We start from the raw sequence: 25,250 nt of genomic DNA on the forward strand, positions 1-25,250 counted from the left end.
CTGTATGACAAACGTTTTTTTGTATTTTTGCATCAAATTAACGAAAAACGAAAAAATGCAACGCGACGAACAAATTTTTGATCTTATCCAAGAGGAAAAAGAAAGACAAATTCACGGACTAGAACTTATTGCTTCTGAGAATTTTGTAAGTGACGAAGTAATGGAGGCAGCTGGTTCTGTTTTAACTAATAAATATGCTGAAGGTTATCCTGGCAAAAGATATTACGGAGGCTGCGAAGTAGTTGACGTTATTGAGCAGATTGCAATTGACAGAGCTAAAGAATTATTTGGTGCTGAATACGCAAACGTACAGCCACACTCAGGTTCTCAGGCAAATACTGCTGTTTATCACGCTTGTTTGAATCCTGGTGATACTATTTTAGGTTTCGATTTATCTCACGGTGGTCACTTGACGCACGGTTCTCCTGTAAACTTTTCAGGACGTTTGTACCGTCCAGTTTTTTACGGCGTAGATGCTGAAACTGGCCGTTTAGATTATGATAAAATTCAAGAAATTGCAACTAAAGAACAGCCAAAATTAATCATCGCTGGAGCTTCGGCTTATTCTCGTGATATGGATTTTGCTCGTTTCAGACAAATTGCTGATAGTGTAGGAGCAATCTTATTTGCTGATATTTCTCACCCAGCAGGTCTTATTGCAAAAGGTTTATTAAGTGATCCAATTCCACATTGTCATATTGTTTCTACAACAACTCACAAAACATTAAGAGGGCCACGTGGTGGTTTGATCTTAATGGGGAAAGATTTTGAAAATCCACAAGGGTTGAAAACTCCAAAAGGAGAAATCAGAATGATGTCTTCATTATTAGATCTTGCTGTTTTTCCAGGAAATCAAGGTGGACCTTTAATGCACATTATCGCTGCTAAAGCGGTTGCTTTTGGTGAAGCTCTTAAAGATGAGTTCTTTACTTATGCAATGCAATTACAAAAAAATGCAAATGCAATGGCTGATGCTTTCGTAAAAAGAGGTTACAATATTATCTCTGGCGGAACTGATAACCACATGATGCTTATCGACTTAAGAAATAAAAATATTTCTGGTAAAGAAGCTGAAAATGCATTAGTAAAAGCTGAAATTACAGTAAACAAAAACATGGTTCCTTTTGATGACAAATCTCCATTTATCACGTCTGGAATTCGTGTTGGAACAGCTGCAATCACAACTCGTGGTTTAGTTGAAAAAGATATGGAAACTATCGTAGCTTTAATCGATAAAGTTCTTACTGATCACACAAATGAAGATCTTATCGAAGAAGTTGCTGAAGAAGTAAACGAATTAATGAGCGAAAGACCGATTTTTGCTTACTAAAAAATAGTTTCAAGTTTAAAGTTTCAAGTTTAAAGTTTTGGACCGTTCAAAAGACAGTTTAGAACTTTAAACTTTTTTCGTTCCTAAAAGGACCTGAAACCTGAAACCTGAAACTTGAAACAAAATAAACAAAAGACTATGGGCGTACTAAGATTACAATTGCCAACCGACCCAAGATGGGTAAATATTGTTGAGAAAAATATTGAAGAAATCTTGACGGATCACGCTTGGTGCGAGCAAAAAGCAGCAACAAACGCGATTACAATTATTACAAATAATTCAGAACATCAGGATTTAGTTCAGGATTTATTGGCTTTAGCCAAAGAAGAAATCGATCATTTTGAGCAGGTTCACAATATCATCATTAAACGCGGATTAAAATTAGGACGTGAACGTAAAGATGATTATGTAAATGAACTGTATCAATATATGAAAAGAAGCGGTGACGGAAGCCGAGTTTCTGGTCTTGTAGAAAGATTATTATTTTCGGCTATGATTGAAGCTAGAAGCTGTGAACGTTTTAAAGTTCTTTCAGAAAATATAAAAGACGAAGAATTAGCTGTTTTCTATAGAGAATTAATGGAAAGCGAAGCTGGACATTACACGACGTTTATTACGTATGCTAGAAAATACGGGAAAGGAATCGATGTTGAAAAACGCTGGAGAGAATGGTTAGAGTTTGAAGAATCAATCATAACCAATTACGGAAAAGGAGAAACTATTCACGGATAGTTTTTTAGTGTTCAGTGTTCAGGTTTTTTTAGTGTTCAGTCACGGTCGCAGTGGCAGTTTTCAGTTTTTGCGTTTGTCACGTTGAGCGAAGTCGAAACGCGCTCCAATTGGAAACTTTGTCAATCTCCGTGATATCTTTGTGAATCTCTGCGAAACTAAAAAAAGCACTTTTGATCAGCGCTTTCGCGAAAGCAAATTAGTATCAGAATTGTTCAAAAGTTCAAGTTTTTGTTAATCTAATATCTGAAATCTAAAATCAGAAATTCTTACATTTGAGAGTAACCAAAATCTCGAACTATGAGAATAGAAATGGACCTAAAATTAGGGTTTAAAGATGTAATGTTTAGACCAAAACGATCAACACTTAAAAGCAGATCGGAAGTTTCTCTAGAACAAAACTTTAAATTTTTACATAGCACAGCATCTTGGACAGGAATCCCAATTATGGGTGCCAATATGGATACGGTTGGGACTTTTGAAATGGCTCAGGTTTTGGCAAAAGAAAAGCTTTTTACAGCCATCCATAAACATTATTCTGTGGAAGAATGGAATGATTTTCTGCAAAATGCAACTCCTGATTTTTACGATTATATTGCCGTAAGCACAGGAACTGGAAAAGAAGATTTTGAAAAGATTGGAAAAATAATCGATGCAAATCCTTTATTGAAGTTTATTTGTATTGATGTTGCAAATGGTTATTCAGAACACTTTGTTCAGTTTTTAAAGAAAACACGCAAACAATATCCTGATAAAATCATTATTGCCGGAAACGTAGTTACTGGAGAAATGACCGAAGAACTTTTATTAGCTGGCGCTGATATTGTGAAAGTTGGAATCGGACCGGGTTCTGTATGTACAACGCGCGTTAAAACAGGCGTTGGTTATCCACAATTATCTGCCATTATAGAATGTGCCGATGCAGCACACGGTTTAGGCGGGCATATTATCAGTGATGGTGGCTGTACAACTCCAGGCGATGTTGCCAAAGCTTTTGGAGCTGGAGCTGATTTTGTTATGCTCGGCGGAATGCTTGCAGGTCACACAGAAAGTGGTGGTGAACTAATCGAAGTAAAAGGCGAAAAATTCAAACAATTTTACGGAATGAGTTCTAAAACAGCCATGGATAAACACGCTGGAGGCGTTGCTGATTACAGAGCAAGCGAAGGAAAAACAGTTCAAGTTCCGTTTAAAGGAGACGTAATTTATACAGTTTTAGATATTTTAGGCGGCATTAGAAGTACCTGCACTTATGTTGGAGCTTCAAGATTAAAAGAATTGACTAAACGAACAACTTTCATCCGTGTAAGCGAGCAGGAAAATCAAGTTTTTAAAAAATAAATATGATTAAGATTACCGAAGCATTTGTTGAAGATATTGCTAAAATTCAAGAAATCGCACATATAACTTGGCCAATAACATATGGCGAAATTTTGACTACAGAACAATTAGATTATATGTTGGATCTAATTTATTCTAATGAAGCTTTATCAAAACAAATTCAGAATAAAGAGCAATTGTTTTATTTAATCTCAGATTTAGATTCAGTAATTGGTTTTATCGGAATTGAGTACAATTATAAAAATGAAGCTGTAACCAAAATCCATAAAATTTACCTTTTGCCTGAAAGCCAAGGAAAAGGTTATGGCAAAATAGTTTTTGAATCAATTGAAAAAATGGCTTCAGAAAATAACTCAAAAGAACTTTTATTAAATGTAAACCGATTTAATAGCGCTTTGAATTTCTATAAAAAACTTGGTTTTGAAATTCAAGAAACTGTTGATATTGAAATTGGGAATGGTTATTTAATGGAGGATTATGTGATGGGAAAAAGTATTAAAAAGTAGTTTTTATCTTGTTAAAATAATTTACTTTTGCTTTTTAATTTGGATAAAAGCATGGTAGAGGTATTTTTCGGCATAATAATCAGTATTGTTACAGGTGTGATTTCATCGTATCTATTTTTAATGTATTTTTTAAATAGAAAAAGAGTCAAAATAGGAATTTCTTCATATATAAGTAAAGTTACTTTCGAAGAACAGACGAATTACTTTTTTAAATTAGTTAATAAAACAAATTCTGAAATATTCGATATTCGAATTGAGCCTACTTTTTATAAGCAAGTTGGAGGTGTTGGAGGAATGAATATTCAAGGGAAAGATATTCTCTTAAAAGATAATTTCATTTCCTACATACCATGTAAGAGAAAGAGTGATACTAACAGTTTGCATGCAATGCGGGTTAGAACGGTGGAAGATATTGAAATGAATTGGAGTGATGCTTCATCTTATATAAGACTTACAGTTATTGCAAAGCATTCATTGTCTGGTTTTACGGATATTTTTGTAAAAGATTTTTATTCTAAAGATGCCATTACAACCAAGAAATTCAAATCAGGGGATGACTTGGGAGTTGTATAATATTTAACTTTAATAAGTTGCAAACCGTATTAATATTCTGTAATATTGTTATATAATTAATTTTTAAATTATTTATTATGAAAAGAGATGTAATAGTTGGATAGTTTCCAAAGCAAGAATATAATAAGAGCCAGTTTTTGACTGGCTTTTTTATTTCATTTAATTCACAACTACATCATGCTTAAACAATAACCCTTTTACTTCCTTCAAAGAAAAAATTGCTTTCTTCAATTTAGTTTTAGACGGATCAATAGTATAATTATAACTCGTTTTAAAATCGGCTTTATTGGCGATGGCTTTGTCGAATTCAGATCGGTATAAATCGCAGTTGTCAAAAATAACATTTGTTAGATCTGCAGCCATAAAATCTACAGCGATTAAACTGCAATTAGTAAACGGCGTTCCTTTTATTTTTAAAGTATAAAATTTGGAGAAATCAAGAACGCAATCGTTAAAACGAACGTCAAAAATCAGTTTGTCACACATCGCGAAATTCACTTCTTTAATTTCGCAATTATTAAACGTTACGGTTCTAAAGGCGACATAATTAATCTTTGCTTCGCTGAAAATGCAATTGTTAAAAACGCAATCTATAAAGGAAACGGCCAAAAAAGTACAGGCTGAAAAATTACAATTATTAAAAACGCAACATTCAAAATCCTTAAAATTGAGATCGTCTTTGGCGTAAATAATTGTATTGTATTCTTTATCAAGAAAATATTCGCTTTCCTTTTTCAACTTAATTTTGATAATTGTTTGAGGCTGAAAAGGTAATAATTTGTGACAAAATATTGGATCTAAATCATAAAACATTTTAAAAACCTATGGGCTTTCGTATAAAAATAATGTAGCTTTACTGTTATTTTTTTAGCTAAAAACATATCAATTTTATTATATGGAATCAACAAGGAAAGAGCATGATTTTTTAGGAGAATTAGAAATTCCCAATCATTTATACTACGGAATCCAGACTTTTAGGGCGGTAGAAAACTTTAATATTACAGGAATTCCAATTTCAAAAGAACCTTTGTTTATAAAAGCTTTAGGTTATGTAAAAAAAGCGGCCGCTTTGGCCAACAAAGATTGCAATGCAATCGATCCTAAAATTGCCGACGCGATTTGCTACGGAAGTGATCAGGTTATTTCTGGCAAATTTGATAAGGAATTTGTTAGTGATTTAATTCAAGGTGGAGCAGGAACTTCTGTAAACATGAATGCCAATGAAGTAATCGCAAATATCGGACTTGAATATCTTGGACACAAAAAAGGCGAATACAATTTTCTTCATCCAAATAACCATGTAAATTGTTCCCAGTCAACAAATGATGCATATCCATCGGCATTTAGAATTGCATTGTATCTAAAAATGGAAAGCTTTATTAAAACCTTTGCAGGCTTAGAGGTTGCTTTTGCTAAAAAAGGCGAGGAATTCAAAGAAGTTCTAAAAATGGGAAGAACCCAGCTTCAAGATGCTGTACCAATGACTTTAGGGCAAGAATTTAAAGCGTATGCCACAACAATTGGTGAAGATATTCAGCGTTTGAAAAATGCTCAGGAATTACTTTTGGAAATTAATATGGGCGCAACTGCCATTGGAACAAAAGTAAATGCTCCTGAAGGTTATCCTGAAATTTGCGTAGCTTATTTAGCAAAGGAAGTCGGAATTCCTTTGACGCTTTCACCTGATTTAATTGAAGCAACAGTTGATACAGGTGCATATGTTCAGATTATGGGAACTTTAAAACGTTCGGCAGTTAAAATTTCTAAAATTTGCAACGATTTACGTTTGTTGAGTTCTGGGCCAAGAACAGGTTTAAACGAAATCAATCTTCCAGCACGTCAGCCCGGTTCATCGATTATGCCGGGGAAAGTAAATCCGGTAATTCCAGAAGTAGTGAATCAAACATGTTTTTATGTTATTGGTCAGGATTTGACGGTTACAATGGCGGCAGAAGCGGGACAATTACAATTGAATGTTATGGAACCAGTTATTGCTTTTGCCATGTTTACTTCACTGGATTATCTTTCAAATGCAATTCAGACATTAATCGATAAATGTATTAACGGAATCACGGCAAATGTAGATCATTGCTATAATATGGTGATGAACAGCATTGGAATCGTAACGCAGTTAAACCCAATTATTGGTTACGAAGAAAGCGCAAGTATTGCGGGAGAAGCTTTGAAAACAAATAAAAGTGTGCATCAAATTGCCGTTTTAGAAAGAAAGCTAATTACTCAAGAAAAATGGGATGAAATCTATTCGTTAGAAAATTTGATCCATCCAAAATTTATCACAAAATAGGTTTCTTGTAAAAAAATATTATCACAAGCCGTCGTTTATTTGACGGCTTTTTTTTATTTCAATTTTATTGATGTGTAAGTCTAAAATGTTGAAAATAAGCTATATATTTACATATGAATTGATTATTGCTTCAAAAAATTAAAACTTTCACATGGTAAGATTTTTAAAAAATAATTATTTTCAGAATACAATTAAAATCTTTGGGTTGCTCTTTTTTATTCAATTTAATTTGAATGCTCAAACCGAAATCGATAGTTCCAAAATTTGTCCTCCTAAAACAATATTAGAAATCTTCAAAAAAAAAGATTCTATTTATGTTGTAAAACCTATAAAAAACAGCTTTTTTTTAATTATTCCGGCAATAGGTTCTCAGCCAGCAACGGGTTTCTTTTATGGCGCGGTTGCACAATATACTTTTAAAGGAAAAGAAAAAGCAGATAAATATTCCATTGCAAATGTTGGGATTACATACACTACAAAAAAACAATGGCTTGTAAACATCAAGAATAATATTTTGCTCAAAAACAATAAAATATTCTTGAGCGGTGATTATCGTTTGTATATATTTTCACAGCCCAATTATGGCTTAGGAACAAATATTATTCCACCGCGACGCAATCAGGAACCTGGTTTCAGCATTGATTCTATTGCAGAACCTATGGATTATAATTATTTTAAATTTCATCAATCGGTCTCGTTTCAAGTCCGTCCAAATTTTTATGTGGGAGGTGGTGTCAATATCGATTGGTATTCTAGTATAGTTGATAAAAATCTTGATGTTGCCAATGGAAATTTCACTTACCATTATAATTACAATCAGAAATATGGATTTGATGAAACGGAATATTTTTTAAATGGTGTAAGTCTTAATTTGGTTTACGATTCTAGGGATAATCAAGTAAATGCAACGCATGGATGGTTTGCAAATATAAATTATCGTTTTAATCCGGAAATATTTGATAATCAAGAAGTAAGTAATGTTTTGTATGCCGAGTATCGAAATTTTATTCCGGTTTCTCAAAAAGATAAACGATACATTCTGGCGCTTTGGACTTTCGGGCAATTTGTAACCAAAGGAAAAGTTCCTTATTTGAATTTACCTGCAATTGGCTGGGATCAGCGCAGTCGAAGCGGGGAGGGATATACGCAGGGATTGTTTAGAGGAACAAATTTGGTTTATCTCGCAACCGAATTTAGATTTCCGCTTACTTGCAATCAAATGTTCAGCGGAACCGTTTTTACAAACTTTGTAACTACAAGTAATCCAGATACCAATACAAAGCTCTTTCAATATGTTCAGCCTGCTTTTGGTTTCGGACTTCGTATTTTAATCGATAAAGCAACAAGAACCAATCTTATTGCCGATTTGGCTTGGGGAAATAATTCAAAAGGCTTTTATTTGAATGCGGGCGAAACTTTCTAAATAGTTTCAAACTGTTATTTTAATGGCAAAAAGTTGTTGTTTACAACAGGTTTCGTGCAATTCTTTTTTTTCAACACATAGATTTTTCAACACATAGAAACATAGGTTTTAATTTTAAAAAAAAAAGAGTTTGGAAAAAATCTAGATTTTCACACATAGCTCTATGTTTGTTAATGTAAGTGAAACGCCTTTATGACGTTTTAAAAACTATGTTTCTATGTGTTTAAATAAATTGCGCCCAACGAGTTGTTCATAATTAAATCATAATTTTTAACTATTCTGATTTACATTTTTAATGTCAATCCTTATTTTTGTTGTATATCCAAATTTAAATGAAGTTACTAATAGTCGAAGACGAACCAAATCTTTTGTCGATTTTACGCAAGGGATTTGCTGAAAACAACAACGAAGTAAGTGTAGCACTCGATGGCAAAACAGCTATTGAAATGATTCATAATTACCATTTTGATGTTGTAGTTTTAGATGTAATGCTTCCGGATATCAACGGAATCGAAATTTGCCGAAGACTGCGCGCTAGCAAAAACTTCGTGCCTATTTTGCTTCTAACCGCTTTAGGTACTTCAGAAAATATTGTTACTGGACTAAATGCAGGCGCAGATGATTATTTGGTCAAACCTTTCAAATTTGGCGAACTTGATGCCAGAGTAAATGCTTTACATAGAAGAGCCAATCAGGATACCGAAAAAATCGATAAAATTATTATTGGTGACTTAGAAATTGACGGAAAAGCCAAAGCAGTAAAGAGAGACGGAGAACAGATCGTGCTAACAGCTAAAGAATTTAAATTACTCTATTATTTAGCCAGAAATGCCGGCAGAATTGTTTCTCGTGACCAAATTCTAGATAATGTCTGGGATATTAATTTTGATATGAATACTAATGTTGTAGACGTTTATATCAATTATTTGCGAAAGAAAATTGATAAACCTTATAAAACCAAACTAATTCATACGATGAAAGGTTTAGGTTATGTTATACAGCTATAAAATGGATATAAGAAAAAAAATTACGTTCAATTATGTAGCTTTATCGACCTTTAGTACGTTATTGTTATGCATTATTGTTTTTGTTTTATTTAGAGAAAATAACCGTTATCACTTTTTAAAAAGGTTAGAAGATCGTGCTAAAATCGTGGCTTCGATTCATTTTCAAAAAGATCCTGAAAAAATAAAATACTACAGCAATCTTAAAAAAAATGGACTGGAAGAACTTATTGAAGAAGAAGAATATGTTCTAAAAATAAACAGTGCCAACAGTTTTGATTATAATACAAAGCTGAATCTGCCTAATGAGTTTTATTCCAATATTCTAAGCACTGGAAAAGATTATTTTGAAGTCAACAGCAAGTATTATTTAGGTCAGGTTTTTACAGAAAGCAACCAAAAATATATTGTTATTGTTGGTGCCAGAGATCGAAGAGGAAAAACAACAAGTATTTATATTATAAAAATATTGCTTTTTGGCGGTATTGGATTTGTGCTTTTGGCTTTCTTTTTAGGCCGATTTTTAGCTAAGCGAGTTATTGATCCTGTCGCAAGAATTACTAAGGAAGTGAACCGAATAAGTGCATCAAATCTTCATAACAGATTGCCTGAAGTCAAAAATTCAGATGAAATTTCAGATCTAACGCATACTTTTAATGATATGTTAGACCGATTGGAAACTTCGTTTGAAATTCAGGCCAATTTCATTAATAACGCTTCGCACGAATTAAAAACACCAATCACGACAATTATTGCCGAGTCGGAAATTATGCTTTTAAAAGAGCGTCAGGTTTCGGAATATATTGAATCGTTGCAGAATATTTATAGTCAAGCATCAAGATTAGGAAATTTGACCGAAAGCCTGTTGAAATTGACTCAAACTGGTTACGACGGAAAAAAACAAGTTTTGGATATCGCAAGAATTGATGAACTTTTACTGGATGTAAAATCCGATTTGGATAAAATTTATCCAGACAATCGTGTGAGCATCAAACTTAATTTTGCGCCAAAAGACTCGAATTTGCTTTTAATTCCGTGTAATAAACCGCTTCTAGAATTGGCAATAAACAATATTATTACAAACGGAGTAAAATATTCAGATAATAATGAGGTGTTTGTAACGCTTTCTGCTAATAAGGAATCAATTAAAATTGCTATCAATGATATCGGGATCGGAATTCCTCCAGAAGATATTCCGCATCTGTATGAACCTTTCTTCCGAGGAAAAATTGCAACCAAATATATTGGTTATGGTTTAGGGCTTCCTTTGGCTTCTAAAATCATTCGCATGCACGACGGAGAAATTCAAGTGCAGTCAGAACAAAATAAAGGAACAATTGTAACCATTGTTTTCAACAAATCAAACATCAAGAAAAACAACATTAAAAATTCTAATATTGAATCTTAGAAAATTCTAATTTTAGATTAAGACCCGTCTAATTTTCAGGAAGTTATTTTGCATGTATAAACTAAACGATTATACATATGAAAAATATCCTTATACCCACCACTTTAAAAGACGATACAATTTGCGCAGTAAAAGCAGCAGTGAATCAAGCTAAAGATTCGGCTTGTGAAATTATTTTGCTGATGGCGGCCGAAACTCCAGATTCGTTTTCTTCTTCGTTTTATTTGCGCGAAATGAAAACAGGACTTACAATAAGCCAAGAAGAAGTTCTGGAAACTTGCCGATATATTGTAGAACACACGCCAAACTGCAAAATAAAAGTGCATAATCAATACGGACTTTCATCTCCAATTTTCAAACGTGTTATTGATCATTTCTCTGTAAAATTGGTTATTCTGACTAATTCTTATAAAAACGAAACCAAACGTATTTATCAATATTTAATTCAATTGGCTGGAAATCAAAAATGTCCAATTCTGCATTTAGGAAATGAGAATTTAAAAGAAGATTTCACAAAAGCGCTTTATATTGAAAATGGCAGAGCCAATATGCATGTTAAAGATGTACAGCAATTTTTGAATGAAAATTTTTCATACGAAATTGTAAGTCAGACTTCTAAAATTGATGACGATTACGATAATCTTGCTCCTTATTTATCTGAAGCGATTTCTAAATATGACATTGATTTGTTAGTAGAAACCAGAAAAGGAGAAAAAATCAAATTCAAAAAAAATAAAAAAGAAAACATCAATGAAAAACTAGGACTTCCAATCCTTTCATTGTATGAAGAAATGGCGTAAAAAAGTGATTAGTTCTTAGTAATTAGTGAATAGTGATAAAACATGACTTTAAATATTATTTATTCAACCTACAAGACTAATCACTGAGGACTAATTACCAGTCACCAGAAAATAGAAAATATTTATTTAATTAAAACCGAAAATATGTTATTAAAGAAAAGAATACCAATGAAGTACGTTCTCGGGAAAATTAAAGTAGAAATTGTACTTGTGTTAGCTTACACGATTTTATTTGAGATTTTTCACTATTATTTCATCAACTTGCCGGTCGATATTCCTATAGCAATCCCAACAATGATTGGAACAATTATATCACTATTGTTGGCTTTTAAGTCAAATCAGGCATATGACAGATGGTGGGAAGCACGAATTGTTTGGGGTGGAATTGTAAACGATTCCAGAACATTGATTCGTCAGGTTTTGACTTTTTATAAAGATCCAGATTTCTCAGTTGAAGCAAGCGAATTCAAAGAAAATTTTGCAAAAAGACAAATTGCTTGGTGTTATAGTTTAGGTCAATCACTTAGAAATAGAGATGCCATAAAACCAATAGAAGGCTTTATGAGTGAGGAAGAAATTAGATACATTAAAAATCATCAAAACATTCCGAATGCGATTTTAATGTTGCATGGGCGCGACTTGCGAAACGCTAAAAACGACAAGCGATTTAATATGTATCAGCAAGTTGAAATAGACAATACTGTAACGCGATTATGTGATGGAATGGGTAAATGTGAAAGAATTAAAAATACCATTTTCCCAACGACTTACAGTATGTACATCAGATTGATGTTGTGGTTGTTTATTATGTTATTGCCATTTGGATTGACAAGTGTATTAAGCTGGTTTGCAATTCCGTTGATTACGGCAATTGGTGCAGTGTTCTTTTTAATTGAAAGAATGGCGATTCATTTGCAGGATCCGTTCGAAAACAGGGCTACAGATACTCCAGTTACAGCAATTGCAAATACGATTGAAAAAAATATCAAGCAAATGCTGAATGAATACCAAAGCGAATTTGATATTCTGAAAGAATTTGATTTAAACGAAGAACCTAAAAAGGCGGAAAAAGATGCCTACTATGTTTTATAAAGAATAATTGACTTGGTTTCTCAATTTGTTGCCAGGCAGCGCTTTAATTAGTGGCGCTGTCTGGTTTTTTTTATGATTTAAAAGAAAATACTTGCATGGTTTTGTCATTCCTCGTTCCTCGGAATGACAAACTAAATACTAAGTTTTGCTAATCTTCCCAAAGTCTGAATAGCAGTTCTTAATTCATTTGTCCAAGGAAGCCCAAAACTCAAACGCATACAATTTGAAAATTGATCCTGAAAAGAGAAAATCCTTCCCGGCGCTATGCTGATATTGTGTTTCATAGCCAAATGATAAAAAGCAGCAGTATCAATTTTTTTATCCAATTCAACCCAAAGAAAAAAACCACCTTGAGGCTGACTTACTTTTGTTCCCGCCGGAAAAGATTCTAAAACAGTATTGATATAGTTATTGCAATTCTGATTTAATATCTGACGAATTTTTCTGAGATGATTTTCATATCGGCCGTTTTTCAAAAAATCTCCCACAACTTCATGCGTAATTGTAGTCGTTGAAATGGTATGATACAATTTTGTACGCAGAATTTCTTTTTTGAATTTTCCGGGAGAAACCCAACCCACGCGATAACCAGGCGCTAGACTTTTAGAAACCGAACTACAACAAAGTACAATACCGCTTTCGTCATAGGTTTTACAATTTGTTGGTCGGCTTGCGCCAAAGTATAAATCGCCGTGAATATCATCTTCAATTAATGGAACATTATAAAAATCCATTAAACGTACAATTTCTTTTTTATGTTCGGCTGGCATCATACTTCCAGACGGATTGCTGAAGTTGCTCATTAAAACACAAGCTTTTACTTTGTTAGTTTTAAGTGTTTTTTTGACTGCTTCTAACTCAATTCCTGTCGTCATATTGGTCGGCAATTCCATAACATACAAACCTAAAGATCTTGCCAGCTGTAAAATCCCAAAATAAATCGGACTTTCAGTAATAATAGTATCTCCCGGTTTTGTCAAAGTCAGCAAACAATCAGAAATCGCAGAAATACAGCCCGGAGTCGTAATAATATCATCTTCAGTCAATGAACCACCCCAAGTAAAAGACCAGCGCGCAATTTCTTTTCGTAAGTTGCTGTTGCCCTGAATTTCCTCATAACTTGTACCGCTATTAGGTAATTGACGCATCGCCTGAACCATTCCTTTATTCAATTTAGCGATTGGAAGAAGCTCATTAGACGGAAAACCAAGTGAAAGCATCGTAACATCTTTCACGCTCATATCGCCATAAACCAAATCAACTAAATCTTCGCGATCGATATTTTCTACTTTTAAAATGGGTTTACTTGCAGAAGGCTCCGCTATAACTCTGGCAGAAATATTACTCACATAATACCCAGATTGCGGACGCGATTCGATAAGTGATCTGCTCTCTACTTCATAATATGCTTTGCTCACAGTGCTCATGCTATAACCCGTTTCGGCACAGACTTCTCTTATCGACGGCAATTTGTCGCCAACGTTTAAGAGTCCAGATTTTATCTGTTTTTCAATAACATCTGCAAACTGTAAATACAAGTAATTGGAACTTTTCATAAAATAAACTGTTATGGTGCAATTTACAAAAACTGTATCTGTATTGCTGTATTATTTTTAAGAAATTTGTCTCAGTTAAAAGAACAAAACAAAATCATGAAAACTACAAAATATTATACTGCCGCTATTACCGCTTATACTGTATGGGGATTTTTTAGTTTGGTTTTAAGGCCAATTCATGATTATCAATCAATAGATATATTATTTTTCAGAGTTTTCAGTTGCAGTATTTTGATGCTTCTGATTGCTTTTCTTTTTAGAAGAAGTAAAATCAAAGAAACTGTGGGGGTTTTTAAAGCATTGTCTTCTTCTGAAAAGAAAAAAGCAATTCTGCTGAACATTGGCGGAAGCTTTTTTTTAATGGCAAACTGGTTCACTTTTATTTATGTAATGAATCATGTGAGTGTAAAAGCGACTTCGCTGGCTTATTTGGTTTGTCCAATTTTAACGACTTTGCTTGCCTATTTTTTATTGAAAGAAAAACTGGCTAAAACACAATGGCTTGCAGTTGGTTTAAGCATTTTAGGTTGTCTCCTTTTGTCTTATGCTGATATTATGGATATGTTTTTCAGCATCATCATCGGACTTACATATGCTTCTTACTTGGTGAGTCAGCGTATCAATAAAGGGTTTGATAAGTTTATCGTGCTTACGTTTCATATTACATTGGCTGCATTGGTTTTATTGCCTTTTTATCCCGCATACAGCGGACCAGTACCAACAGAATTTAAGTTTTATTTCTGTATTGAAACCATTGCGATAGCGTTTACTATAATTCCGCTATTTCTAAATTTATATGCACTTTCTGGACTTCCTTCTTCAACCGTTGGAATGCTTTTAAATATAAACCCTATGATTGCTTTTATGCTTGCCGCTTTTGTTTTTAACGAGCAAATCAGCACTTTGCAAATTGCAGCTTACAGCATCATTTTTATAGCGGTGTTAGTTTTTAATTCACATCATATTTTTGCGATAAAACAAAAATATATCCTGTCATCTAAAGATTCTCAATAAAGTGATTTTACATTTTTTATTGGTTTAGAAAGTAAAATTACGAGAATCTTAACAGGGTTTTAAAACAGGAATGATTATTTTTCATTCCTGTTTTTTTTATGAAAAAAATAGGCCACAGATTACACAGATTGAACGGATTAATTTCTTAATGCTGAAAAAAGCCACGAATTCAGGAATTTTTTTATAATTAATTTGTGAATTTGTAATTATAAAAAATCCTGTCAATCCTTTTAATCTGTGGCAAAAAGCTAAACAAACCGAATCGCATAATTTTATGAAAGCAGCCAAACTTCAAGCCTTTACTCCGTTATTTTATTTAGTGTGGTCTGATGATCTTCTGACGCAGAAAGAATTTTCGACACTAAAAGAATTTATAAATTCCTTAAATGTTTTATCTGAAGAAGAAAAAGAATTTCTTCTTTCAAAAGTGGATATTTCAAATCCGCCTTCGCGAAATGAACTCACACAATGGAAATTGGATATTGAAAAAAGTATTCAGGATAAATCGTCAATAAAATCCATTTTTGATATTGCGCTGGCACTTTCTGGAAAAGATCTTGACATTTCAGTTTTAGAATCTGATTTCAAAAAACTGGAAAATGATCTTGGAATTTTAGGTGAAGAAGCACTTCAAAACTTCAAAACAAAAGCCGATTCGTTTACTGCAAATTCACAAACGACAAGCAATTTTGATATTCAGAAAATAACAGAATTTCTGGACGGAAAAGAAGCGCCAATCATCAAAAGAGTAAAATCAATTATTTCCCGACCTGAATTTGCCTATGAAACTTCAACGGATATTAATGTTTTTCGCCAGACTGTTTACAATTGGTGTAAAATTTTAGCCGAAGAAAATTTAGGAAATATGGCCTATCCGAAGGAATATGGCGGAGGAGGAAATGTAGAAGATTATTTTGCAATTATGGAAACACTGAGTTATCACGATTTGAGTTTAGTGATAAAATTCGGCGTTCAATTTGGACTTTGGGGAATGAGCGTTCAGTCTCTTGGAACCGAAAAACATTATGCTAAATATTTAAAAGATATTGGTTCACTAAAACTTCCGGGCTGTTTTGCGATGACCGAAACACATCACGGATCAAATGTAAAAGGTTTAGAAACAACGGCAACTTATAATCATAACGATAAGACTTTTACAATTCATACACCAAATAAAAATGCTCAGAAAGAATATATTGGCAACGCAGCAGTTCACGGTCAAAAGGCAACTGTTTTCGCTAAACTAATTATAGACGATCACGATTATGGCGTAAATGCTTTTGTTGTCCCGTTGCGTGATACAAATGGAAATAATGTAAAAGGTGTTACAATTGGAGATTGTGGCCATAAAATGGGTTTAAACGGTGTTGATAACGGAACAATAAGTTTTGATAATGTCGTAATTCCGAAGGATGATATGTTGGATCGTTTTGCTTCTGTAAATGAAAAAGGCGAATTCGAAAGTCCAATTCCGAGTGATAATCGCCGATTTTTTACGATGTTGGGGACTTTGGTAGGAGGAAGAATCGGGATTCCGAGATCAGCTTTGGCAGCAGCCAAATCAGGATTGACGATTGCCATTCGTTACAGCGATCAAAGAAGACAATTTGGACCAGAAGGAGGCTCAGAAGTTCCGATTTTGAATTACAGAATGCATCAGCGAAGATTATTGCCGAATTTAGCTAAAACATACGCAGTTCATTTTGCGCTTCAATATCTTACCAATCGATTTTTGAAAAGAACAGAAGCAGAAATGCAAGAAATTGAAGCTTTAGCCGCCGGATTAAAATCATATTCGACTTGGAGCACTAGAGATATTTTACAAGAGTGCCGTGAAGCTTGTGGTGGAAAAGGATATTTGTCTGAAAACCGAATCGACGCTTTAAAAAATGATACCGAAATTTACACCACTTTTGAAGGCGATAATACCGTTTTAATGCAGTTAGTAGCTAAAAATCGTTTGTCAGAATTCAGAAAATCGTTTGGCGAAATGGGTTCACTTGGAATCATAAATTACGTTTATGAAAACGCAAAAACAGCCATTACAGAAAAAAATCCAATTGCAACACGAAGAGCCGATGACGAACATTTACTGGACAGCGAATTTTATCTGCAAGCTTTTATACACAGAGAAAAAACAATATTAGCTTCGGCCGCAAGACGTATCAAGAAATTAGTAGACGGAGGATTAGAAGCTTACGATGCTTTTAATGTCGTGCAACATCAAATGATCGATGTGGCTCAGGCGTATTTAGAACGTATTGTTTTAGAGCAATTTCAAGAAGCCTTAAAAGCGATTTCAGATGAAAATTCAAAACAAATATTAACCAAATTATATCAGTTATTTGCGCTTTCGCAGATAGAAAAAAACAAAGCGTGGTATCTTGAAGACGGTTACATGGAAGCGGTTAAAACAAAAGCGATCCGTAAAATAGTCAATCAGTTATGCTGGGATATTCGCCCAGATGCTGTGGCGTTGGTTAATGCTTTTGATATTCCAGAAAGTTGTTTGGGAGCAACAATTGCAACATTATAATTTTTTTTGCCACGAATTACACGAATTTCCACGAATTATAATTATTTAAGATAGCGCAGAAATTAATGAAAATTCGTGTAATTCGTGGCAAATAAAAAAAAACTTAGAACCTTAGCACCTTAGAATCTTAGTATCTCATTATATTTGCTTTTCTAAAAACTATCGACCACCAAATTGAAAAACCTTTTACTGCTTTGCGCTTTTTTGCTTAGCCTTCCAACATTTGCTATGGATGGCGAGGATGTTATTTTGGATAAATTAAATGATGCGTTAAAAAACAAACAGCATTATGTTAAGCTAAAAGAAGAACGAATTTTAAACTTCAAGAAAATAAAATCGGAGAGCTTAACGCTGGAACAGGAATACAACTACAATAAAACTTTATATTTAGAATATCAGAAATTCAATTCAGATTCGGCTATTCGTTATGTAAAGAAGAATATTAAAATTGCCGAACAGCTTGAGGATAAAGAACTTTTAAATCTGGCACAGCTGGAATTGGTTACACTTTATTCATCTTCAGGAAAATACCGCGAATCTGAAGCTATTATTAAAAGCATCAACAAAAATAAACTAGCTGTAGGTTTATTGCCAAATTACTATATCGCTTATCGTGAATTTTTTGAACATTATGCTGCAAACAGTTATAATGAAGAATACCGCCAGCAAATTGGAAAATACCGTGATTCACTTTTATTGGTTTTAAAGCCAAATACTTTAGATTATAAAATAACGAAGTTTACGCAGGATATTTTTCATCAGAAATATGAAAATACACAGAAAAAGTTAGAGAATTTGCTCCAAACCACGACAGAAGATAATCCGCAATATGCCATTATTACGTATTTGTTGGGGAAGATTAATGAAGCAACTCATAATCTAGAACTTCGAAAAAAATATTACGCACTTTCAGCCACATCAGATCTTAAAAATGCCAATAAAGACAATGCTTCTCTACAAGAATTGGCTTCAGTTTTTTATGAAATCGGAGATGTTGATATGGCTTATAAACTTACACAATCAGCAATTGAAGACGCATTGTATTGCAATATTCAGTTCAGAACGCTTTTAATGTCTGAAGTATATTCAATTATCAATACCGTTTATTTAGAAAAAGAAGCCAAGCGAAAAACAGAATTACAGGTTTACTTGCTCTGCATCAGTTTGTTGTCGGTATTTTTAATAGTGGCAATAATTTACGTTTACAAACAAATGAAAAAGGTTTCAAGAATTCGTGGAGAACTCTATGAAACGAGTCAAAAGTTAGCCGAATTAAACAGAGATATTACAGAAACGAACGAACAATTGCAGGAAACAAACTCGCAATTATCTGAATCTAATCACGTTAAAGAGGAATATATTGCTCATTTTTTCAGTCTTTGTTCGACTTATATCAACAAATTAGAGAATTACCGCATTATTTTAAATAAAAAAGCTGCTGCCAAACAGTTTGATGAGATTTATAAAATTCTGAAATCAACAACTTTAGTTGATAACGAATTGGAAGAATTATATAAAAACTTCGATATTATCTTTTTGAATTTATATCCAACCTTCGTTAAAGACTTTAATGCGTTGTTAATTCCTGAAGAACAAATTGTTTTAAAACAAGGAGAATTACTGAATACTGAGTTAAGAATTTTTGCTTTAATCCGACTTGGAATTACAGATAGTGTCAAGATTGCGGCTTTTCTTCGTTACTCATTAAGCACAATTTACAATTACAGAACCAGAGCTCGTAATAAAGCTGCAGTTTCGAGAAATGATTTTGAAGAAATGGTAATGAAAATTGGTTCAATGGCCTTGAAATCATAAAGAAATATTTCAAAATCACTACTTTTTTTGTTGTATTTTTTTTGTTATTAATCTGTAAATCAATAATTTAATTTTTTAATTCACTACTTTTTTCCGTTTAAAATTATAACTTGTACGATAACGTTTTAGTTTTACAATATTATTAAAAGGTACAAATGACTACTAGAAGTATCTTTACTAAAATTGAATGCTAAATAATTAATAGTTATGTTTAAAAACGTTAAAACAATCGTTGTTTTAGTTTTATTGAGTTCATTCGGATTGAATGCACAAAATAAAGTTCCGGTTTATCTTGATGATAAAAAGCCAATTAATGAGCGTGTAGAAGATGCGCTTAAAAGAATGACAACCGATGAGAAAATTGCCATCATTCATGCGCAATCTAAATTTAGTTCTCCAGGTGTAAAACGTCTTGGAATTCCAGAAAACTGGATGACCGATGGACCACACGGAATTCGTACCGAAGTTAAATGGGACGAATGGGATCAGGCAGGTTGGACAAATGACTCTTGTATTGCTTTCCCGGCGCTTACGGCACTTTCTGCAACTTGGAACAAAGAATTGGCTTCTTTATATGGTAAATCTATTGGAGAAGAAGCACGTTTTCGTAATAAAAATGTACTATTAGGACCTGGTGTAAACATTTACAGAAGCCCATTAAACGGAAGAAACTTCGAATATATGGGAGAAGATCCGTTTTTAACTTCAAAAATGGTTGTTCCTTATATTAAAGGAGTTCAGGCAAATGGCGTTGCAGCTTGTGTGAAACACTTCGCATTAAACAATCAAGAAACAAACCGAAATACTGTAAACGTAGTAGTTGACGACCGTGCTTTGTACGAAATCTATCTTCCGGCTTTTAAAGCAGCGGTGCAAGATGGTGATGCATGGGCAATTATGGGATCTTACAACAAATACAAAGGACAGCAATGTTGTCACAATGAGTTTTTGTTAAACGATATTCTTCGTAAAGAATGGGGTTTCAAAGGCGTTGTAGTTTCAGATTGGGGAGGAGTTCACGATACTAAACAAGCTATTTACAATGGTTTAGATATGGAATTCGGTTCTTGGACAAACGGACTTTCTTGGGGAACAAGCAATGCTTATGATAATTATTATTTAGCAAAACCTTATTCTGAAATGATTAAGAAAGGTGAAGTTGGAACTAAAGAATTAGATGAAAAAGTACGTCGTATTCTTCGTTTGTCTTTCTTGACAACAATGGATAGAAACCGTCCTTTCGGATCATTTGGAACGCAAGAACACGCTGATGCTGGCCGAAAAATTGCAGAAGAAGGAATTGTATTATTGCAAAACAACAATAATATTTTGCCAATCAACCTTTCTAAAACTAAGAAAATTGCGGTTATTGGAGAAAATGCAATCAAAATGATGACAGTAGGAGGAGGAAGTTCTTCTCTTAAAGCAAGATACGAAATTACACCTCTTGAAGGTTTAAAGAAAAGAATTGGAAATCAGGCTGAAATCGTTTATGCTCGTGGTTATGTTGGAGATCCAACAAGCAATTATAACGGAGTTGTAGCAAAAGTAAGTTTAGAGGAAAAACGTTCGCCAGCTGAATTGACTGCTGAGGCTTTAAAAGTAGCAAAAGATGCAGATATTGTTCTTTTTATTGGAGGTTTAAATAAAAGTCCAAATCAAGATGACGAAGGACACGATCGTAAAGGATTGGAGCTTTCTTATGGACAGAATGAATTAATCAGCCAATTAGCGAAAGTAAATAAAAACATTGTTTTCGTAAATATTTCTGGGAACGCTATTGCAATGCCGTGGGTTAAGGAAGTACCTGGAATTGTTCAAGGATGGTTTTTAGGAACTGAAGCAGGAACGGCTTTGGCAAATGTTTTGGTTGGAGATGTGAATCCGTCAGGAAAATTGACTTTCACTTTCCCAGTAAAATTAACTGACAACGGAGCACACGCTTTAGGTCAGTTTCCTGGAGGAGACGAGGTTGTTTACAACGAAGGAATTTTTGTTGGATACCGTTGGGCAGACAAACAAAAAATCAAACCATTATTCTCTTTTGGACACGGCTTAAGCTATACCACTTTTGCTTACGGAAAAGTTACTGCTGACAAAAAACAAATGACTTCAGGTGATAAAATCACATTCTCTGTTACTGTAAAAAATACAGGAAGCCGTGAAGGATCTGAAACGGTACAGCTTTATATCAGCGATTTAAAATCTTCTTTGCCTCGTCCAATTAAGGAATTAAAAGGTTTTGAGAAAGTTTCGCTTAAAGCAGGAGAAGAAAAAACAGTAACTTTTACAGTTGATAAAACAGCTTTAAGTTTCTTTGACGATAAAAAACACGACTGGGTTGCTGAGCCAGGAGCTTTTGAAGCTTTAATTGGAGCATCTTCAACAGATATTAAATCTAAAGTGGGCTTCTCACTTCAATAATTTCATTATTTCTAAATTGGTTGGTTTGTAAAGCTGCAAGTGTAAAAATTTGCAGCTTTGCTTTTAGTAATTTTACCATTAAGACATTAAGATTCATTAAGAATGCTTTATTTTCTTACTGTTTTAGATACTAAGATTCATTAAGTCAAACTTAATTTTCTTAATATCTTTATGGTTGAAAAAAATAAATGACATGAAAAAAATTATACTTCTAGTATTCGCTTCATTTTTAATTCAAAATTTATCGGCACAAAGTTTAAATAAAATGCAATGGTTTAATGAACCTGAAAAATGGGAAATTAAAAACAATGCGTTAATTATGAATGTAACACCAAACAGTGATTACTGGCGAATTTCACACTACGGTTTTACAGTCGACGACGCGCCTTTTTACTATGCAACTTATGGCGGAGAGTTTGAAGCCAAAGTAAAAATTACAGGAAATTATATTGCCCGCTTTGACCAAATGGGATTAATGATTCGAATTGATGAAAAAAACTACATTAAAACCGGAGTCGAATTTGTTGACGGAAAATTCAACATCAGTACTGTAGTGACGCATGAAAAAAGCGATTGGAGCGTAACTACACTTGAAAAAGCGCCGCCGTTTATCTGGATAAAAGCCGTTAGAAGGTTAGATGCTGTTGAAGTTTTTTATTCTTTTGATGATAAAAACTACATCATGACGAGAAATGCGCCATTACAAGATAATACGCCAGTAATGGTTGGTTTAATGGCTGCTTCGCCAGACGGAAATGGTTTTGAAGCTAAATTCGAAAACTTTACTGTAAAACATCTTCCAGATCAAAGAAGGTTAGAATGGCTGAAAAACCACCAATAATAATTATCAATTATCAATTGTAAATTATCAATTAAATTCACCATTAACAATTTATAATTAACCATTAATATGACCGATATTAAACCAAAAAAGCATTATGAAATTCTTGACGGATTACGTGGCGTTGCCGCTATTTTAGTCGTTACATTTCACATTTTTGAAACCTTCAATGGAGGAAACCGTTTTAAACAAATTATCAATCACGGTTATTTGGCGGTAGATTTCTTTTTCCTTTTATCCGGATTTGTTGTTGCTTATGCATACGACGATCGTTGGGAAAAAATGACACAATGGGAATTTTACAAACGCCGCTTAATCCGTTTACAGCCCATGGTAGTTATGGGAATGATTATTGGCGCTCTATTTTATTATTTTCAAGCTTCAGATATATTATTTCCTCAGATTGCAGGAATGGAGGTTTGGAAAGTAATTGTAACAATGGTAATTGGCTTCACCTTATTGCCAATTCCGCCTTCATTAGAAATTAGAGGCTGGGGCGAAATGCATCCCTTAAATGGTCCGGCATGGTCGCTTTTCTTCGAATATATTGCGAATATTTTGTACGCCTTGTTTTTTCGCAAATTTTCCAACAAAGTACTATCAGTTTTCGTACTGATATTTGCCGGACTTTTAATTAATTATACTGTTTTTGGTTCAAAAGGTGATGTAATAGGTGGCTGGTCTTTAAATTTGGAACAAATGAATGTTGGATTTACGCGTTTGTTGTATCCATTTTTTGCTGGAGTTTTACTTTGCCGTTTAGGGAAATTAATTCATTTAAAAGGCGCTTTCTGGATTTGCAGTATTTTGATCACTATTGTTTTGGCCTTGCCAAGATTTGGAGACGAAAACTCTTTATGGATGAACGGTTTGTATGAATCATTCTGTATTATTTTAGTTTTCCCGTTGATTGTTGCTATCGGTGCCGGAGGACAAATTAAAAGCGCTTTTTCGGCTAAAATTTGCAAACTTTTAGGCGATATTTCATATCCAATCTACATCACGCATTATCCGCTTATTTATTGGTACACAGCTTGGGTTGTAAACAATAAAGTTTCTCTTGAAGACGGATTCCTTCCTGGAATTGCGCTTTTGGTAGCGAGTATTGTTTTGGCTTTTGTATGTTTGAAATTATACGATGAACCGGTTAGAAATTGGCTTCAAAAGAAGTTTCAGAAAAAAGGTTCTGAGGTTCTAAGGAACTAAGGTTCTGAGGAGTATAGTTGCAAAAGAAAAAAACTTTGTCACTTTGTTCCTCTGAATCTTTGAAACTCTTTAAAAATATTGAATTTCTAATTTTGTTAGTTATAGATATTCAAAAAAAGGGATGAAACTTTATGGTTTCATCCCTTTTGTATTTATAATTAATTTTAAGAATCTATATAAGAATAAAGAAAAAAAAACTTAGCGCCTCAGAATCTTAGCACCTTAGCACCTTAAAAAATTACTCTAAAACCAAAGCTCCCAAAGCTTCTTTGCTAAAACCTTTCAATTGATCTGTTTGTCCAGCTTTAATTTTAGCAACCCAGTTTGGATCAGATAAGAGAGGTCTTCCTACAGCAACCAAATCAAAATCACCTCTGTCGAAACGTCTGTTTAATTCTTCTAATGAAGTCGGCTCAGAACTTTCTCCGGCAAAAGCACCAAAGAAATCACTAGAAAGACCAACAGAACCAACCGTAATAGTTGGAGCTCCAGTAACTTTTTTAGCCCATCCTGCAAAGTTCAAATCAGAACCTTCAAACTCAGGTTCCCAGAATCTGCGTTGTGAAGCATGTATAATATCAACTCCTGCATCAACAAGAGGAGTAAGCCAAGCTTCTAATTCCTGTGGATTTTTAGCCAGTTTATAATTGTAATCAGAAGGTTTGAATTGAGAAAAACGCATGATAACTGCGAAATCATTTCCAACTTGTTTTCTAATTTCTTTTACCACTTCAATTGCAAAACGATTACGTTCTGGCAATGTTTTTCCGCCATAAATATCTTCACGTAAGTTTGTTTCGGCTCTAAAAAATTGGTCAATTAAATAACCGTGTGCGCCATGAATTTCGATAGTATCAAATCCTAATCTTTTAGCATCAGCAGCAGCTTTTCCAAAAGCAAGAATAGTGTTTTCAATATCTTTTTCGCTCATGGCGATACCATTTCTAAAATCAGGACGATTTAATCCAGACGGACCTTCAAATGGAACAGGAGGAACCCATCCCGAGTGATGATTATCCATAATTCCCATATGCCAAATCTGCGGGCCCATTTTTCCGCCAGCAGCATGAACTTCGTCAATAACTTTTTTCCATCCATTTAAAGACGATTCGCCATAAAAATGAGGAACGTTTGCATCGTTTGATGATGAAGGTCTGTCAATAACAGTTCCTTCAGATAAAATTAAACCAACTTCGCCTTCAGCTCTTTTTTGATAGTAAGCTGCTACTTCATCAGTTGGAACTCCGTTTGGAGAGAATGAGCGCGTCATTGGCGCCATTACGATTCGGTTTTTCAGGTTTAACGATTTTAAGTTAAACGGTGAAAATAGGTTGTTTGTACTCATAG

The 25,250-nt window shown here is 33.8% G+C and carries 20 protein-coding genes; 17 read left to right on the top strand and 3 right to left on the bottom strand.

Annotated elements, in window-relative coordinates:
• Positions 1-55: 55 nt before the first annotated feature.
• The 5 genes from glyA (at position 56) to RB619_RS03325 (ending at position 4,479) form a co-directional block, all read left to right on the top strand.
• A complete protein-coding gene (gene glyA, locus RB619_RS03305) occupies positions 56-1,330 on the top strand; it encodes a serine hydroxymethyltransferase (RefSeq protein ID WP_308094159.1) in 1,275 nt (424 codons plus the stop codon).
• 138 nt (positions 1,331-1,468) lie between these two features.
• Complete coding sequence (locus RB619_RS03310; protein WP_113678404.1) at positions 1,469-2,062, top strand: tRNA-(ms[2]io[6]A)-hydroxylase; 594 nt, start codon at positions 1,469-1,471, stop codon at positions 2,060-2,062.
• Between the two features lie 297 nt (positions 2,063-2,359).
• Positions 2,360-3,400 carry a GMP reductase gene (locus tag RB619_RS03315; RefSeq protein WP_308094163.1) on the top strand — a complete coding sequence of 347 codons (1,041 nt, stop codon included), beginning with the start codon at positions 2,360-2,362 and terminating at the stop codon, positions 3,398-3,400.
• A gap of 2 nt (positions 3,401-3,402) precedes the next feature.
• Positions 3,403-3,906: a GNAT family N-acetyltransferase gene (locus RB619_RS03320; RefSeq protein WP_308094165.1), complete on the top strand. Its 504-nt coding sequence runs from the start codon at positions 3,403-3,405 to the stop codon at positions 3,904-3,906.
• A 51-nt stretch (positions 3,907-3,957) separates the two neighbouring features.
• Positions 3,958-4,479 (top strand): hypothetical protein, encoded by a 522-nt coding sequence (locus tag RB619_RS03325; RefSeq protein ID WP_308094167.1) that lies wholly within the window; start codon positions 3,958-3,960, stop codon positions 4,477-4,479.
• A gap of 159 nt (positions 4,480-4,638) precedes the next feature.
• Here the strand turns inward: RB619_RS03325 and RB619_RS03330 are convergent, their stop codons facing one another.
• Complete coding sequence (locus RB619_RS03330) at positions 4,639-5,217, bottom strand: pentapeptide repeat-containing protein (RefSeq protein ID WP_308094169.1); 579 nt, start codon at positions 5,215-5,217, stop codon at positions 4,639-4,641.
• A gap of 157 nt (positions 5,218-5,374) precedes the next feature.
• Between RB619_RS03330 and aspA the strand changes: the two genes are divergently transcribed.
• From aspA to RB619_RS03360, 6 genes are all read left to right on the top strand, one after another.
• Positions 5,375-6,784, top strand: a complete 1,410-nt coding sequence (gene aspA, locus RB619_RS03335; RefSeq protein WP_308094171.1) for an aspartate ammonia-lyase — start codon at positions 5,375-5,377, stop codon at positions 6,782-6,784.
• A gap of 151 nt (positions 6,785-6,935) precedes the next feature.
• Positions 6,936-8,207 carry a BamA/TamA family outer membrane protein gene (locus RB619_RS03340; protein ID WP_308094173.1) on the top strand — a complete coding sequence of 424 codons (1,272 nt, stop codon included), beginning with the start codon at positions 6,936-6,938 and terminating at the stop codon, positions 8,205-8,207.
• A gap of 332 nt (positions 8,208-8,539) precedes the next feature.
• The gene (locus tag RB619_RS03345; protein WP_308094175.1) at positions 8,540-9,214 is read left to right on the top strand and encodes a response regulator transcription factor; all 675 of its coding nucleotides are present in this window, start codon (positions 8,540-8,542) and stop codon (positions 9,212-9,214) included.
• 1 nt (position 9,215) lies between these two features.
• Complete coding sequence (locus RB619_RS03350) at positions 9,216-10,619, top strand: HAMP domain-containing sensor histidine kinase (protein WP_308094177.1); 1,404 nt, start codon at positions 9,216-9,218, stop codon at positions 10,617-10,619.
• Between the two features lie 77 nt (positions 10,620-10,696).
• Positions 10,697-11,419: a hypothetical protein gene (locus RB619_RS03355; RefSeq protein ID WP_308094179.1), complete on the top strand. Its 723-nt coding sequence runs from the start codon at positions 10,697-10,699 to the stop codon at positions 11,417-11,419.
• Between the two features lie 144 nt (positions 11,420-11,563).
• Positions 11,564-12,511 carry a bestrophin family ion channel gene (locus tag RB619_RS03360; protein ID WP_308094181.1) on the top strand — a complete coding sequence of 316 codons (948 nt, stop codon included), beginning with the start codon at positions 11,564-11,566 and terminating at the stop codon, positions 12,509-12,511.
• A gap of 131 nt (positions 12,512-12,642) precedes the next feature.
• Here the strand turns inward: RB619_RS03360 and RB619_RS03365 are convergent, their stop codons facing one another.
• Positions 12,643-14,067: a PLP-dependent aminotransferase family protein gene (locus RB619_RS03365; RefSeq protein ID WP_308094183.1), complete on the bottom strand. Its 1,425-nt coding sequence runs from the start codon at positions 14,065-14,067 to the stop codon at positions 12,643-12,645.
• Between the two features lie 96 nt (positions 14,068-14,163).
• Here RB619_RS03365 and RB619_RS03370 point away from each other — a divergent pair, with 96 nt between their 5' ends.
• The 6 genes from RB619_RS03370 to RB619_RS03395 all read left to right on the top strand — a co-directional run bounded on the left by RB619_RS03370 (position 14,164) and on the right by RB619_RS03395 (position 23,903).
• Entirely contained in the window at positions 14,164-15,081 is a 918-nt protein-coding gene (locus RB619_RS03370) for an EamA family transporter (protein WP_308094185.1), read from the top strand.
• A 274-nt stretch (positions 15,082-15,355) separates the two neighbouring features.
• Entirely contained in the window at positions 15,356-17,617 is a 2,262-nt protein-coding gene (locus tag RB619_RS03375) for an acyl-CoA dehydrogenase (RefSeq protein ID WP_308094187.1), read from the top strand.
• Positions 17,618-17,791: 174 nt separating this feature from the next.
• Complete coding sequence (locus RB619_RS03380; RefSeq protein WP_308094189.1) at positions 17,792-19,432, top strand: DUF6377 domain-containing protein; 1,641 nt, start codon at positions 17,792-17,794, stop codon at positions 19,430-19,432.
• A 207-nt stretch (positions 19,433-19,639) separates the two neighbouring features.
• Positions 19,640-21,856, top strand: a complete 2,217-nt coding sequence (locus tag RB619_RS03385) for a glycoside hydrolase family 3 C-terminal domain-containing protein (RefSeq protein ID WP_308094190.1) — start codon at positions 19,640-19,642, stop codon at positions 21,854-21,856.
• 193 nt (positions 21,857-22,049) lie between these two features.
• Positions 22,050-22,697, top strand: coding sequence for a DUF1349 domain-containing protein (locus RB619_RS03390; protein WP_308094193.1), 648 nt, complete (start codon positions 22,050-22,052; stop codon positions 22,695-22,697).
• A 69-nt stretch (positions 22,698-22,766) separates the two neighbouring features.
• Positions 22,767-23,903 (top strand): acyltransferase, encoded by a 1,137-nt coding sequence (locus tag RB619_RS03395; RefSeq protein ID WP_308094199.1) that lies wholly within the window; start codon positions 22,767-22,769, stop codon positions 23,901-23,903.
• Between the two features lie 238 nt (positions 23,904-24,141).
• On the opposite strand, the gene RB619_RS03400 is transcribed toward RB619_RS03395, so the two are convergent.
• The gene (locus RB619_RS03400; RefSeq protein ID WP_308094201.1) at positions 24,142-25,248 is read right to left on the bottom strand and encodes an NADH:flavin oxidoreductase; all 1,107 of its coding nucleotides are present in this window, start codon (positions 25,246-25,248) and stop codon (positions 24,142-24,144) included.
• Positions 25,249-25,250 lie beyond the last annotated feature (2 nt).

It is taken from the genome of Flavobacterium sp. LHD-80 (assembly GCF_030929605.1).
Taxonomy (GTDB): domain Bacteria; phylum Bacteroidota; class Bacteroidia; order Flavobacteriales; family Flavobacteriaceae; genus Flavobacterium.